The 14919-nt window shown below is 54.2% G+C and carries 10 protein-coding genes; 6 read left to right on the top strand and 4 right to left on the bottom strand.

All coding sequences use genetic code 11. From position 1 onward, the window contains the following. Window position 1 precedes the first annotated feature (1 nt). From P7079_RS06110 to P7079_RS06100, 3 genes are all read right to left on the bottom strand, one after another. Window positions 2–1021 (bottom strand): aldose 1-epimerase family protein, encoded by a 1020-nt coding sequence (locus tag P7079_RS06110; RefSeq protein ID WP_278012395.1) that lies wholly within the window; start codon window positions 1019–1021, stop codon window positions 2–4. Window positions 1022–1031: 10 nt separating this feature from the next. Continuing rightward, complete coding sequence (gene fucP, locus P7079_RS06105; RefSeq protein ID WP_278012394.1) at window positions 1032–2396, bottom strand: L-fucose:H+ symporter permease; 1365 nt, start codon at window positions 2394–2396, stop codon at window positions 1032–1034. A gap of 270 nt (window positions 2397–2666) precedes the next feature. Beyond that, complete coding sequence (locus P7079_RS06100) at window positions 2667–3614, bottom strand: sugar-binding transcriptional regulator (RefSeq protein ID WP_278012393.1); 948 nt, start codon at window positions 3612–3614, stop codon at window positions 2667–2669. A 154-nt stretch (window positions 3615–3768) separates the two neighbouring features. Here P7079_RS06100 and P7079_RS06095 point away from each other — a divergent pair, with 154 nt between their 5' ends. The 3 genes from P7079_RS06095 to betT all read left to right on the top strand — a co-directional run bounded on the left by P7079_RS06095 (window position 3769) and on the right by betT (window position 8964). Further along, window positions 3769–5046: a hypothetical protein gene (locus tag P7079_RS06095; RefSeq protein ID WP_278012392.1), complete on the top strand. Its 1278-nt coding sequence runs from the start codon at window positions 3769–3771 to the stop codon at window positions 5044–5046. Window positions 5047–5170: 124 nt separating this feature from the next. Next, window positions 5171–6640: an amino acid permease gene (locus tag P7079_RS06090; RefSeq protein WP_278012391.1), complete on the top strand. Its 1470-nt coding sequence runs from the start codon at window positions 5171–5173 to the stop codon at window positions 6638–6640. A 125-nt stretch (window positions 6641–6765) separates the two neighbouring features. Further along, window positions 6766–8964, top strand: coding sequence for a choline BCCT transporter BetT (gene betT, locus P7079_RS06085; RefSeq protein ID WP_278012390.1), 2199 nt, complete (start codon window positions 6766–6768; stop codon window positions 8962–8964). On the opposite strand, the gene P7079_RS06080 is transcribed toward betT, so the two are convergent. Next, a complete protein-coding gene (locus P7079_RS06080; RefSeq protein ID WP_278012389.1) occupies window positions 8961–10766 on the bottom strand; it encodes a glycoside hydrolase family 13 protein in 1806 nt (601 codons plus the stop codon). The two genes, betT and P7079_RS06080, sit on opposite strands and share 4 nt — an antisense overlap. 124 nt (window positions 10767–10890) lie before the next feature. On the opposite strand from P7079_RS06080, the gene P7079_RS06075 reads away from it, so the two are divergent. The 3 genes from P7079_RS06075 (at window position 10891) to P7079_RS06065 (ending at window position 14919) form a co-directional block, all read left to right on the top strand. Beyond that, window positions 10891–11889, top strand: a complete 999-nt coding sequence (locus P7079_RS06075; RefSeq protein ID WP_278012388.1) for a LacI family DNA-binding transcriptional regulator — start codon at window positions 10891–10893, stop codon at window positions 11887–11889. A gap of 151 nt (window positions 11890–12040) precedes the next feature. Further along, complete coding sequence (locus P7079_RS06070; protein ID WP_278012387.1) at window positions 12041–13303, top strand: sugar ABC transporter substrate-binding protein; 1263 nt, start codon at window positions 12041–12043, stop codon at window positions 13301–13303. A gap of 32 nt (window positions 13304–13335) precedes the next feature. Further along, on the top strand, window positions 13336–14919 hold the full coding sequence (locus P7079_RS06065) for an ABC transporter permease subunit (protein WP_278012386.1): 1584 nt from the start codon (window positions 13336–13338) through the stop codon (window positions 14917–14919).

Raw genomic sequence — 14919 nt, 5'->3', positions numbered from 1 at the left:
CTCAGTCCTCCTTGATTCCTGTTATGACATCAAACGTACGTGTTGCGCCGGCCTCAAGCATGATCAGCGTTCCTGCTTTTTGTGCTGCAAGGAATCCTTCCGGACGTGAAGTTCCTGGCAGCACAAAAGCTGCGACTTGCTGATCTGGGTTGTAGAGAACCCAACGAGTGGCTGTAGAGAACTCTTGTGTCGAGAAGCGCGTCGTGAACGTGACGCCATCGGGACTGGTGAGCTCGAACGTGGCAACCGGACCGTACTGGGTGAGATCGTCAGCAAGATACACAATTTCTGGGTCGAATTCGGTTGCGGCTGACAGGTCATGTGAATCAATTTTTCCGGCCAGGATTGCCTCGTTGATCTCAGTCCACCGCTCGGTCGGCGTCACGTGCGCAGGAATTGTCCGTCGTAGCTGGAAAGCGCCATCAGGAAGCGATTCGCTCATAACCCCGTCGGGAACGAATGCGTAGTTCATATGACACATGTACTGCAGCGGCATAGGAGCATATTCGGAAAGATTGGTGACTTCCATGCCAATATGGAATTGTGGGGATCCGGCTTCGACGGTGACGCAGGGCCGTGCGCGGTAGTGATGTCCGAAGCCCATCGTATACTCATAGTCGGAGACGATACGCACTCGATCGCCCTCAATCTCTAACCACGCTTGATCCATAGGAGCGGTCGCGAACTCGCCGTGAAGCATATGCGTATCCTCAGGGGAAGGAACGCCGGCTGCAAGAAGACCTGAGTGGAAAGCGAAGCAACCGTAGGTTTCCACGATTTCGTGTGCCGGCCCCGGCTCGGTGAACATGTTTTTCATGCGTAAGGAGCGTCCATCAAACTCTGCATCCCAGATGATCTGCCCCATGAACGGCAGAACTTCGACATGGCCGCGAGAGTTCGCGATTGTCAACGATTCGATGCCTTTGCGATACTTCTTTGTGCTGACGCGGATTTCGCCAGTTTCAGCAAGAAGAGTTTCGTGTGTATGAAATTGCGCTTTGTCGAGATGAATAGTGAGCATTTTCTTTTCCTTACTTGGCTGAGGGGGATGCAGTGCGGCTGACTTTGTACTGGCGCAGGAAGTACACCAGAACGGCCGCAAAGCAGATGAGAGACACGATGAAAGCGACCTGCATGGACCCGGTCTTGTCTGAAACGAGGCCTTGGATGACGGGAATCACTGCGCCGCCGATGATGGACATCACGATCACTGCGCCACCGGTTTCGGTGTGACGCTTGTCCTCAATGGCGTCGAGGGTGCGGGCGTAGATCGTTGCCCAGCACGGGCCAAAGAGTCCGGAGGTGAGAATTGCGAACCAGACGGCAGCAATCGACGGAATCGTGATCACTGCAGCGAGGGCGGCGACGCCGGCGATCGAGTATCCGATGAGCACAAGATCTTCGTTGAATCGCGTCATGAGGATATTGGCACATACCTTGCCAAGGAAGAAGGCGACGAATGCCCAGATCATGAAGTTGGAGGCGGTGCGCTCATTGAGAGACGAATCGAGATTAAGAGCGAGTCGAATCGTGAATGACCACACCGCAGTCTGCATACCGACGTAAAGAAACTGAGTAAAAATTCCCTCGCGGAAACGTGCGTTATGAGCCAGGTAGGACAGGGTTTCGCCGATGCTTGCCTTGAGTTTGTGAGTGCCGCGCACAGGCTTGCAATGCGGGAATTGGGTGATAGCGACGAGGATGAGCAAGATCGCAAGGACGAGAATAATGAAACGGTACGGTCCAAGTGTTCGCCCAAGCGCTTCGGAAATGAATGCCGTGCGTTCGTCGCCGCTTAAGCCCTGAATCTGCTTATGGAGCGCTTCGCCGTCGGTGAAGACGAGCCATTTTCCAAGCAGCACGCCGAAGATTGAGCCCAGCGGGTAGAAGGTCTGAGAAATATTCAGGCGCAAGGTTGCCAGACGACGCGGGCCGGCCATTGTGGAGTAAGTGTTGCACGACGTCTCAAGGAATGATAGGCCGGTTGCGATAGCAAAGAGCGCCACTAAGAACACGGAATACGTTGCTACTCGCGAAGCTGGGAAGAAGAGTGTGCAGCCGATGATGTAGAAACATAAGCCCATCAGAATGCCGCTCTTGTAGCTCCACTTGCGGATGACGCGTGAGGCAGGGATCGCCAACACGAAGTACCCACCGTAGAATGCCGACTGGACGAACGCCGAAGCGAAATCTGATAGGTCAAAAACCGATTTGAACTGGGTGATCAAAATGTCATTCATCGAGGCTGCCGCGCCCCACATGGGGAAGCAGATCGAAAGCAGAATGTATTGGAAAATTGGCGTGCGATCAAGGTAGCCGTCGGGAAGCTGGCGGGCTGGATCTTTAATTAACCCCCACGACGTATTTTTGACGCCGGGTTCAATATGAGCACTCACGTTGGTACACCTCATTCTTTCAGTGAAGCGGACTCGCTGGACGCATCTTCGCGTGATGACGAGCTAACGCACCATGAAACTCCGTCGTTCGTGGTGTGACACTCAAGTTACCGGGTATACCGCTGCAGCGGAAGAGTAGTGAATTATTAGGGTGTCTTGGATGAAAAGCTGTGTTAGCAGCGCTTTTCGGGGGTATTTGCATTAAGAGAGGGGAGGTGTCGCCAAGGAGGAGCTAAGGTGCTCACCTGGCACATTTGTGCCACACAGTGCTCACGACATCGGTTGAACCACCAATGCGGCGGTTGCTGAATCGATGACTAAACGGTTCACGTATCCATTTTCTAGTGCTGCCCGGATGATGTCCGCCTTCGATCGTCCACCAGCGACGAGGATCTTTTGTTCCTTTGCCCGAAGATCGGGCAGGGAGATTCCCAGAGTTCGATTATTGAAGTCCGGCGAGCAGATACGTCCTCGTCCGTCAACAAAACGTGTGCAGATATCTCCCACTGCACGGTCGAAGATTGCGTTTCGCTCAGCGTCGGACATCTCCGTGTTTTCCAGGAGTGAGCGATTCGTTGACAGATCGCCAGTGGTATAGACGACGATGCGGGCTTGCGATGCTGCATGGATAACCCGACGCACGCGAGGATCGGACATTAACTGGTTGAGCCCATCCACAGACTCCAGAAAAGTTGGGAAGCCGAAACGCATACACTCAGCATCGAACGCGCCCGCGATTCGCTCTAACGTCGTGAGTCCAGCGCGGTGGGGCGGATCAGACAACCCGTTGGACATCTGCACGATTTTGATATTCTTTCGAGCCATCGGTGACAAATGATCAGCCACAGCACTGAGTGTTCGCGAGGGGACGACGCCGATGACGTCGCCGTCGCGCACGAGGCGGGTAAGGAGCTTTGCGCCGGTTGCACCAAGCGCTGCTCGTAGAGCAGCTGGAGAAGGATCTGCTGGTGACACGAGTACGACATCGAGAAGTTGGTAACGAGTGACAAGGGTATTAACCAGAGATTCATCGTGATCGCGAGGATCCATCACAACGATCTTCACGAAGCCGCGGCGCTTGGCATGGGTAAGAAGCTTTGACACTGTCGGCCGTGCAACATGGAGTTTTGTCGCTACTTCAGCTTGCGTTAGACCAGAGTAATAGAGCTTTGCGGCGTCTAAAGCCTGGATATCGTGGACAGTCAACGGTTCATTCATCACGTCAGTGTACAATTTTTTGTTCTTCTGCTTGGAGCTTTACTTCATTGCAAGGAAAGCGAATCACGTTTTCCATGCTTGACTGATCGCCTGGTTGAATGCTGCATCGGGGCACCCCTTACATTGATCGGTTACCCGTGGTATGGTCACAGCCATGTATACGACTGTCACAAATGCTCAAGAGCTAACCGAAGCCCTCGCTTCGGGAAAAACTGATATCTCAATCCAGGGAACCATCTCAGGCATACCTTCGATCACCTTGCCTGAAGGGGTTTCGTTATCTGGCGGGAAGTTAGAGTTTTTAGCTAAAGGTATTCGCCTGACTAAAAACAACACCCTGTCCGATATTACAGTCACGACTAGCGTTCACGAAGTCGCTATTTACAATGCGACAGATCTTGTTGACGCCGGTACTTTGGCACTCAATAACGTCACCACCGTCGGCCAAATTTACCTCGTCGCTCAAGACGAGTTGATGTCTGTCCGGGTTGAGGCTTCCAATGTGCATGTCGCTGAAGCGGATGTGCGTGGGCGCGTTGAGCAGCCGCACGGATATGGCGTGGACGTACTCCAAGGAGGACTGACTCTGTGGAATCGCCAACCACATAAGGAATCAACTTTTACTGCAACCCTGGATGGAATCTCCGTCGGTATGCCAAATACGCCAGTACGCGGGTCTGGTGTATTTGTTGCTGGGTACGGTGATCGTGACGGTAAACCAGCGGGTGGTCTATTCACTGCTGATCTCATCCGAACTGGGCTTATCCATACCGATGGCGGAATTGCCCCTGGCACTCCTGATAAAATCAGCGGAGGCGTTTTTGTGGTGTCAGCGGCGGAGGTTGATACAGTTGAAAACGTCGGTGATGTGACAACACGCGGACAGAACGACATGGTTCTTGATAACTGGGGCCAAGTGAATCACTGGAGAGCGAAAGCCAACATCATGTCTACCGGCCCATCGGGTATCGGCTTTGTGAATTTTGGAGATATCCATCGCCTTGAGATCGAGGCACCCATTGTGACCACAGGCGTTGGTGCCCGGGCATTTAATCTCTATGACGGGACTCTTGATGAGGCGATTTTCGATTCCATCGTAACGCACGGTAACGGCTCGATTGGTATCCAGGTAAGCAAACCTATGGGGAGCCTTACCGTGAAGGGTAACGTGGAGACAACCGGTTCAGAAGGAATGTCGTTGGTCAAGGGTGTTCAGATGACACTCAAAGCGATTGCTTTGTCTGTGAAGGATGGCGGAGAAATTGACCATATCAATATTGGCGGTGCCCTTCGCACACGTGGTGCAGACGTCACCACATACGAGGTGACAGAAAAGGGTATTGTCAGAGACCTCCATATTGGAGGAGGTATTGAGGCGCTTGGTGAAAATTCACGTATCGCAGATATTCACGGTGACTCTCCTCAACCCTAATAGTTGAAGAATCCATGGTGACATGCGTGGGTAGTTGACAGTACGAATGAACTGTCCTCCAAAAAGTTGAATGGGGTAAACGGCATCCTTTGATATGCGCGCCGCTTACGCGGTGCATACAATCATGATTTATATCATTGTGCCGTTTAAACCGAGAAGAAAAGATAAAATGATGTCTGGAACGTCGCTCAAGCGTGGACTGACGTCCTCCCAAGTATCAATGATTGGCCTGTCGGGAGCACTCGGTACGGGCCTGTTTCTTGGCTCGGGTTCCGTGATCGCGTTTGCTGGCCCCTCTACCATCATCTCCTATACGTTTGCAGGACTTCTTGCACTCGCAGTGGTCTGGGCTCTTGCCGAAATGGTGACTGTTCACCCCGTCGCTGGAGGTTATGGTGCGGTGTCGTCTTCTTACGTCGGCCGTTTGGCAGGTTACGTGGCACGCTGGAACTTCACTGTCACATTTGCTGTGGCTATGGGTGCAGAAGTGACGGCTACTGCTACCTATATTCGCTGGTGGTTTCCGTCGGTGCCGCTCTGGGCAGGGACGTTGGGTTGCGCGCTCTTCATCGTCGCTTTGAATATTTCATCGGTACACTTGTATGGGAGTTCTGAATACTGGTTCTCGATGATCAAAGTTGTGGCGATCATTTCCTTCATTCTCCTGACGCTCGCGCTGATCCTCGGGATGGTTCCTGGACACCAGGCAAGCGGGTTGCACCACCTCACTGCCCATGGTGGCTTTGCTCCCTATGGAATGACGGGTATTCTTGCGGCTACCTGCATCGCTGTCTTCTCATTTGGGGGAGTAGAGAACGTCTCGGTCACTGCAGCAGAATCGGCCGACCCACGCCACGACATCCCGCGTGCGGCAGGCAACATGATTTACCGGCTCATTGTTTTCTACCTCCTCGCAGTCGGCGTGGTTCTCACACTTCAACCGTGGAACGAAACTGCTGCAGGTTCGGGCGCGCTGGAAGAGTCGCCGTTTGTCACTGCTCTCGCCCTCACTGGCGTTAGCTCAGGTGCGCACATCATGAATGCCGTCTTGATTGTCGCTGCACTTTCCGCCGCAAACGGCTTGCTTTACTCATCTTCGCGAATGTTGCATTCGCTTGCCATCGACGGCGAAGCCCCGTCCATGCTCGCCCGCACAAGCGCCAATGGTTCACCACGCTATGCAGTGCTCAGCGCGGCACTGGGCATGGGGATTGCGGCGATCCTCGCGCTGATATCGCCAGATCGCGCCTTTCTCTACCTCTCAGGGGTAGCGACAGTCGGGATCCTCATCACGTGGGTGCTGACGATGGTGACACATATGAAGTTCCGTAGCGCACGCAAAGCTGCCGATGCATGGTTGCCCAAGCACCGGCTGTGGGGTGCGCCGGTCGTCAATGCCCTCGTGATTGCGGCGTCAGTTGCCATTTTCATCGCTCTTTTCTGGCTGATGCCTGTGGCTTGGTACGCCGGCATTCCCTACATGGTGGTGCTTTTCGCCTCGTATGCGTTGGTTTCGCGTGGGCAACTGTCTGCGACTCCCGATTTACTCGCCGACGAGCTGACGCACCCTCACGACAACGCCCAGTCTGCGTAAGAGACATCTCAATCAGCGACATCATGCCGGCTCCTTCTACTACCGTCCACTCATCTTGCTGAGCAAGACCGCTCAGACCGGATATGCTGGAGGCCGCGTAAGAAAAACAGAAGGAGTCGGCATACATGCCAGTTGCAGATAAAACAGGTTTTCGCACTAAGCCACGGCGCACTCCAGCCCCGCTGAACACTCCCGTATTGGTTGCGTCGGCACTGGTTATTGCGGTGATCACCACGTGGACAATTATCGCTCCCACCGGTGCGGGGGAAGCTCTCGGCACCGCCACCACGTGGATTGCCACATGGTTTGGTTGGTTCTATGTGGCATTGGCCGGCATCATTGTGGTGTTTGTGTTCTGGCTGGCATTCTCACGCTACGGCATGATGAAACTTGGCCCGCAAAACTCCAAGCCACAATTCTCTTTGCCCACGTGGGCAGCCATGCTGTTCGCTGCAGGAATTGGCACCGACCTCATGTTCTTCTCGGTGGCTGAACCAGTCACGCAATACCTTGCCCCGCCACACGGCGATGCTGAAACGATTGAAGCCGCGCGCGAAGCCACTGTGTGGACGCTCTTCCATTATGGACTCACCGGATGGGCGATGTATGCCCTCATGGGGATCGCCCTCGGTTACTTTGCCTACCGGCGAGGCAAACCACTGGCAGTTCGATCAGCGCTCTATCCTCTCCTGGGTAAGCGTGTACACGGGCTGGCAGGGGACCTCGTTGATGCAGCAGCTATCCTGGGCACAATCTTCGGTGTTGCCACTACCTTGGGTATCGGAGTCGTCCAGATCAACGTCGGCCTGCAGATTCTTTTCGGTATCGAGGTACACCTGGCACCGCAGATCGTCCTCGCTGCGATCGCCGTCTTTCTCGCTGCGATTTCCGCATGGTCAGGTGTGGCAAAAGGCATCCGAGTGCTCTCTCAACTCAATGTCTTCGGTGCGCTCGCACTCGCGGCATGGGTCCTCTTCACCGGCGACACTTCCTTCTTACTGAACGCAATGGTGATGAACGTCGGAGATCTGGTCTCCGGTTTCAGTTCGATGGCACTTGAGACTTTCGCCTTCAGCGCTGGCTCTGCCTGGATGGCCACCTGGACGTTGTTCTTCTGGGCCTGGTGGATCGCATGGGCCAGCTTTGTCGGAATGTTCCTCGCGCGCATTTCGCGTGGACGCACGATTCGAGAATTCGTCTTTGGCTGCCTTCTTCTTCCACTTATCTATGTGGTGATGTGGGTATCGATCTTCGGTAACGCAGCGCTCGAAAAAGTTCGCGCTTCCGACGCCGGACGCGCCTGGGGAGAAGCGACGGTGAGCAGCCCCGAGTTCGGCTTCTACACGCTCTTGCAGGACTACCCGCTGCCATTCATCGTCGTGGCCCTCGCGACCTGCGTCGCTTTCCTCTTCTACGTCACCTCCGCCGACTCCGGCGCCCTGGTAATGGCGAATCTTTCGTCCCGTCTTCCCGACGCGGAAACAGATGGACGCACCTCCGTTAAACTTTTGTGGGCGTTCCTGACTGGGGCATTAACGATTGGTGTGCTAGCTGTGGGAGGCATCCCTGCCCTGCAAAGCGCCACAATCGTCATGGGCTTACCGTTCGCTTTTGTCATGCTGGGAGTCATGATTTCGATGGTGAAAGCTCTTCGTGAGGATTCAATTTCTGAAAAGTCGCGTGAGCGTTCTGCTCGTAATGTTCCTACTGGTGGCCCGTCAACTCTTACCTGGCGTGAACGAGTCGCATGGCGATTTGGTGAGATCACTCCGTGGCAGGCCGTGAGATTCATGAACGATGTCGCTCAACCGGCTCTTGAGAAACTTGCCGCAGAGATCCCTGGGGGTGCCGTCGTCGAGCGGGGGGATGAGGACGACATCGCAGATTTGCCTGAAGACCGCCACGTCTATGACCGTTTAAAGTTCACAGTCCATACTGAGTCTGACGATTTCGTTTACCGTATCCTCGCCGTCGCTGTCCCCAAGCCGATCTACGGTGTCCACGTGGCAACGGAAGACGACTATTACACTCGCCTCGAAGTCCATACCGACGAGCAGGCCCAAGATTATGACGTTATGGGTTACACGACTGAGGGCCTCATCCACGACGTCCTCGATCACCTTGATCGGCACCAAGATTATCTGCGAATCCGTGGAGACGGGATGCGTCAGGGTGCTCTGAAAGAAGCTGCCAAAGAAGCGAAGCGCGAAGAGCGCCGCGAGGTATGGGCAGAACGTCGCGACGCCCTCGTCGAGAAACTCGAAAAGATCGAGGAACGACTCGAAGAGCGCAAGGAACGCAAGGAGCGCGAAAAAGAGCGTTAGTCCAACTGTGACGACACTGACCAGATGTCGAAGCCGTATCCCACCGCAGGAATCGGTGCGCCGCTACGAAGCATTTCGCCACCGAGCAATGACTGGCCGTTGAACGCAGAGATAATCGGTTCATGCTCGGCTCGTGATACTGCGATGATCAGCGTCTCATCGGGGTGAGCGCGCTCAAAAATCACGGTATCAACGTCGGTGTAGAGCCAACGAAGACCGCCCTCGCGAAGAGCAGGGTGCTCATGACGTAGCGAGATAAGTCTCTGGTAGAGAGTGTGCAAAGCATGATCCCATTCCTCGTTATTCCACGGGAAGGGGACGCGCGAGGCTTCAAGACCTCCGCCTTCGACTCCGACTTCGTCGCCAGAGAAAATCGTGGGCATTCCGGGCAAGGTGAACAAAAGCGCTACACCGAGTTCTTGGTTCGTGGGAGCAATTGTGCGGAATCGTGCGCAGTCATGGGAATCAAGAAGATTCATTGCTGCCAGGGTGTTTTGCCATGGAATGAGCGCGGCGTATTGGCTCACTGTCGCCGCAAGCTCAGTGCCCCCGAAGCGAGGTGCCGGAAGTGGAGCTCCCCACTGGTCACGGTCGAGCCCAGAAGCGAGCCATGCCCATATCGGTTTGGTGAAAGAAGCGTAGCTCATGGTGGAATCCCACGCATCACCGTGAAGATCGTCGGTGGCATCGAATTGGTGTTCCGCGATGAGAATCCCATCTGATCGCTCTGCCGCAATTGTTGCACGAGTTTTGTGGGCGATCATGGCGTTGTAATCATCGCCGCGGTACCGGCCGGCAGATTGCGCAACGTCTATCCGCCAGCCATCCAGGCCAAATTCACGGATGTAATACGCGACTACCGAGTTAGGGCCATCATAGAGACGACGGCGAAGCTCCGTGGCGCCGTGATCGAACTTTGGCAGGGACGGAACGTCTGCAAAGGCGACATAGCGGCCGCGGTTTTCTGAGTCGATGTAGTAGAAGTCTGCTTCAATCGAATGTGGGTCTGCCTGAGCAGTTTCGAACCACGGGTGGGTCACGCCCGAATGATTCAACGTCAAGTCACCGATCACACGAATTGAGCGCTCATGAGCTGCAGCGATGAGAGCACGCAGAGCATCGTCGCCACCGAGAAGCGGATCAACATGGTCGAAGCTTGAGGCATCATAGCGATGATTTGATCGCGCAGGAAAGAATGGTGTCAGGTAAAGAGCGTTGATCCCAAGCTCACTGAGGTAATCGAGATGATCGATGATGCCCCACAGTGTTCCTCGATAAAGCTGGAACACTCCGTTTTTCGTATTTGCCTGCAAGGGATCACCCCATTCAGATGGCACCGCCCATGTTGGCGTTTCAGTCATCGGATGGGCCTGAGACCGTGCGAATCGATCCGGAAAAATCTGGTAGAACACTGCGTCCTTGGCCCATTCGGGTGTATGTGATGTGGTGAGGCGGAAATCATGTGTGTCGGCTGGCTCCCAGTGATGCAGACCCATCGCATTAAGCCAGAGCACGCCATCGGCGCACTGCAGTGCAAATCGATATTTCATCGAACGATTTGTCAGTTCGAATGTTGCTTCCCACCAGGACTCAGACCCTGAGGTGTCAATGAGTGATGCCTGAACGTAGACGGGTTCGCCATCGCGCACCAGACGAACGAAGGCCGCGCTCACACCGAGGTCGTTCGCGGCACGGAAACGCACACGAACGGCGTCGCCAAGCTCAGGCCGTTGCTCACTGACGTAGAGCGGGGAGCCGTCGTGGTGTGCAACAGGGGGAGTGAGCTGAACATTCACGGACATTCCTTTCCTTGATGAATATGTTTATCGTAGGGAGATGGCTGTGCTGCTCTGTTACCCTTTCAGCGCCGCGCGTCGGCGTTTCAGATTCTTGCCAACATGTTTCATCGTGTTGCACAATGAAAATATGGTTTCCAAGCTCGACAAAATTGCGCTTAAGGCAGCGGTGAGTAAAGCGACGGTCTCGCGAGTCCTGAACGAACGCCCGGGAGTTAGCCCATCGATGCGCCAGGCGGTTCTCGATGCACTTGACGAACTTGGATTCGAACGCCCACAAACCATGCGTTCCGTGAGTAACGGTGTGGTTGGACTTGTCGTGCCAACACTGGAAGAACCTGCTTACCTCGTGCTGTCGCAAGTGATTCAGACCGAGCTGTCCAAACGCGGTTATGTGGCAATGACAAGCGTTCAAGATCCAGTATTCTCCGGCGAACTGGACATCGTCCGAGTGATCTCCGAGCATGATTTCGCGGGTGTCATTGTGCTCAAGGGGTTCCAATCGTGGGAATCACGAGGCGAAGAAATTGCGAGTTTCCTCAGCGAGCGCAAGATTCCTGCAGTTTTCGTCAATGCAGCCTCGCACGGCAAGGTTCCCGCATTTTCTTCCGACGACGGCGTTGCGGCTGAGATCGCAGTGCGTCACCTGATCTCCTTGGGGCACACAAGTATCGGACTGATGTTGCCGTCCATTCCGAGTACGTCCAGCAAGCGTTTTCTTGCTGGATATCGTGCTGCGACAACGAAAGATCTTGGAGATTTCCGTACAGAATTTGTCGAGGTGAGCCATGCAGGAGAACAGCTTGGATATGCTGCTGCGCTGAGGCTTCGTCAAAAAGGCGCAACCGCACTTGTGTGTGCGTCCGATCGCCTCGCTCTCGGAGCTATCCACTCTCTTGCACAGCACGGATATCAAGTGCTACGTGAGGTTTCGGTGACGGGATACGGTGATTCCAATTTCTTAATGCACACTGCGCCGGCACTGACCACTGTTCGTCAGCCGATGTTAGCGATCGGCAGCGCCGTGGCTCGGACTCTTGCAGACAAAATCGAAGGAAAAGCTGATCCCACAGGCGAATCAGTGTTTGCGCCTGAACTCGTGATCCGTTCCACCACAGCGCATCTGTGATCGTTTCTTCTGAGCGGGTGGCGATTCAGCTCTCTGAAACAACACAGCAACATCTTGAAATACATCGCGGGGAGGAAGAAACCGCTCAATTGCTAGTGCTTGTGCTGTTACCTTGAAGCCAATCGCGACATTGACAAAGTAGTGATGTCGCATGAACTTGAGAGGTGACCTGAAGGTGTTGACACGAAAGAAGTTTTTCGCATCGGCTGCCGTGCTGGCGCTCATGACGTCTGTTTTTGCCGGGTGCTCATCAAACGGAGCACAAAAAGAGACGACAAAAAATACCGCCAGTGGTTCTACTGAGATTACGGTGTGGGCGGATGCCTCCCACATTGAGGCCGTCAAAGATGCGGCCAAGGAATTCACGCAGAAGAGCGGAGTGAAGGTGACGCTCGTCCAAAAGGACTTCGGTCAGCTTCGCCAAGACCTCATCACACAGGTGCCAGCAGGCAAAGGCCCTGACGTGTCGATTGGGCCGAACGATTGGGCCGGACTTCTTGCAACGGACGGTGTGATTCAACCAATCGAACTTGGAAAGGTCAAAGATCAGTTTGCCAAGGCGGCGATCGACGCTTTCACATACAACGGACAGACATACGGTGTGCCGTATTCGGTGGAAAACCTTGCACTGATCCGCAACACAGAGCTCGCCCCGCAGGCTCCCAAGACGTGGGATGACATGAAGGCTGCAGGAAAAGCGGCAGGTACTGAGTATCCCTATCTTCTTCAAGTTTCGGAAAATGGCGATCCCTACAGCCTCTATCCCGCCCAGACGTCTTTCGGATCCTTCGTCTTTGCTCAAAAGGCTGACGGAAGCTACGACCCATCAAAGATGACAATTGGCGATGACAACGGTAAGAAATTTGCTCAGTGGATGGCGTCCGAAGCCAAAGAAGGAAACCTTCTGACGGCCATGACTGGCGATATTGCTCTGTCGAAGTTCACGTCAAAGGCGTCCCCGTTCTTCATCACCGGCCCGTGGAATGTTGAGGCAATCAAAAAGGCTGGCATTCACATGTCCGTCGATCCTCTTCCCTCTGCCGGCGGACAGCCAGCGAAGCCATTCGTGGGAGTTCAAGGTTTCTACCTCTCAGCCAAGACAAAGAATAAGCTTGCCGCCACTAATTTCTTGACGAATTTCATCGCTACTCCCGATGTGCAAGAAGCACTCTACAAAGCAGGAAACGTCCCGCCGGCGCTCACCGTAACGATGGAGAAAGTCGCCAGCGATCCCGTCGTCAAGGGATTCATCGACGCGGGAAAGGGCGGCGTCCCACTTCCTAACATCACCCAAATGGCCGCTGTGTGGCAGTCATGGGCTCCCACTGAAGTGTCGATTATCAATCAGCGTGGGGATGCCGGGAAGCTGTGGTCGAAGATGGCCTCTGATATTGCCGCAACACTGAAGAAATAATAGCCGCCGGGTAGAGGTTGAGGAAATAACTCATGGAAAAGCGCAACACAAAAAAGAGTCGCATTGCGGCTCGTATTGCGGATCGCGCGAGCGTGGGCGTGGCCACGCTCGTTGTCAAGATTGTTGTTCTGGGAGTCATTGACGCTCTCAGTCTCTACTCGGCTTTCCTTCTGATCTCGACTCATCGTTGGATTATTCTGGGTTTCCTCGGCTTAGGAACAGCGATTGTCAACTGGGTGTACTGGAGCAGAAAACACATTGCAGCAAAGTACCTGGTTCCGGGACTGGCGTTTTTGTTCATTTTTCAGATGTTTGCCATTGTCTATTCGGCTTATATTGCGGTGACGAACTATGGCACGGGGCATAACGTCACGAAGGAGCACGCCATCACTTCGCTTCTCCAGTCCTCGGTAGTCAAGACAGAGAACTCTGCCGTCTATTCCGTGGCCGTGATTGAATGCGGTTCGACCCTTGGGCTGCTGGCACAAGATCCCAACGGACAATTCCTCCAGGGTGATGCAACGACACCGCTCCACGTCGTCGCGGTTAGCCCGAGTGAAAATGGGCGACCCGATGTTGCTGGGTGCCGAGTGCTCAACTTCGATGAGCTGCTCACTCAACAAGACCAGGTCACCAATCTCACTGTACCTGTCAGCGAGAACCCCAACGACGGCGTTCTACGCACGTCTGACGGGCAAACCGCGTATGTTTTCCAGTCGCAACTGACTTACGACGAAAAATCAGACACGATCACCGACACGCGCGATGGCAAGGTCTATCGTGACACCGGCGTCGGCATGTTCACTGCCGACGACGGTGCGAAGCTGACACCTGGGTGGCGAGTGAACGTGGGGTTTGCGAACTTCGTTCGCGCATTTACGACACAGGAAATTCGCGGCCCATTTTTCTCGGTGTTGGCATGGACAATCGAGTTTTCCGTGATTTCGGTAGCCTCCAGCTTCTTCCTCGGGCTCTTTCTTGCGATTGTTTTCAACAACCCACGTATGCGAGGGAGGAGGGTTTACCGCTCGATCCTCATCTTGCCCTATGCGTTTCCTGGCTTTCTCTCAGCCCTCGTGTGGGCGGGATTGTTGAACCAGAAGTTCGGCTTTATTAACCAGGTCTTGCTCGGCGGTGCAGATATTGCCTGGCTTCAATCGCCAACGCTGGCAAAAATCGCTGTCTTGACAGTGAACTTGTGGTTGGGCTTTCCCTACATGTTCCTCGTCTGCATGGGAGCGCTGCAGTCAATTCCTGAGGAAATCACCGAAGCCGCAAAGCTTGATGGTGCCTCTGCATGGCAGATTTTCCGATTGATTAAGTTCCCACTGCTCTTGGTGTCGGTGGCGCCGCTATTGATCTCATCATTTGCCATGACTTTCAATAACTTCAATCTCATCTACATGCTCACTGGCGGAGGGCCGGTCAACACCGATGGAACGATGAATATCGGAAGTACTGACATCCTCATTTCCATGGTGTACAAGATTGCGTTCGTGGGTGCGGATCGGGACTACGGGCTTGCTTCTGCCTTCGCCATCATGATCTTCTTTATCGTTGCTGCGGTATCTGCGATTGGTTTCAAAATGTCAAAGTCGCTTGAGGAGTTGAACTGA

Origin of the sequence: Arcanobacterium canis (assembly GCF_029625435.1) — a bacterium.
In the GTDB taxonomy this organism is placed as follows: domain Bacteria; phylum Actinomycetota; class Actinomycetes; order Actinomycetales; family Actinomycetaceae; genus Arcanobacterium; species Arcanobacterium canis.
Note: the sequence above shows the minus strand (reverse complement) of the source record. Positions and strands in the feature narration are given on the sequence as shown.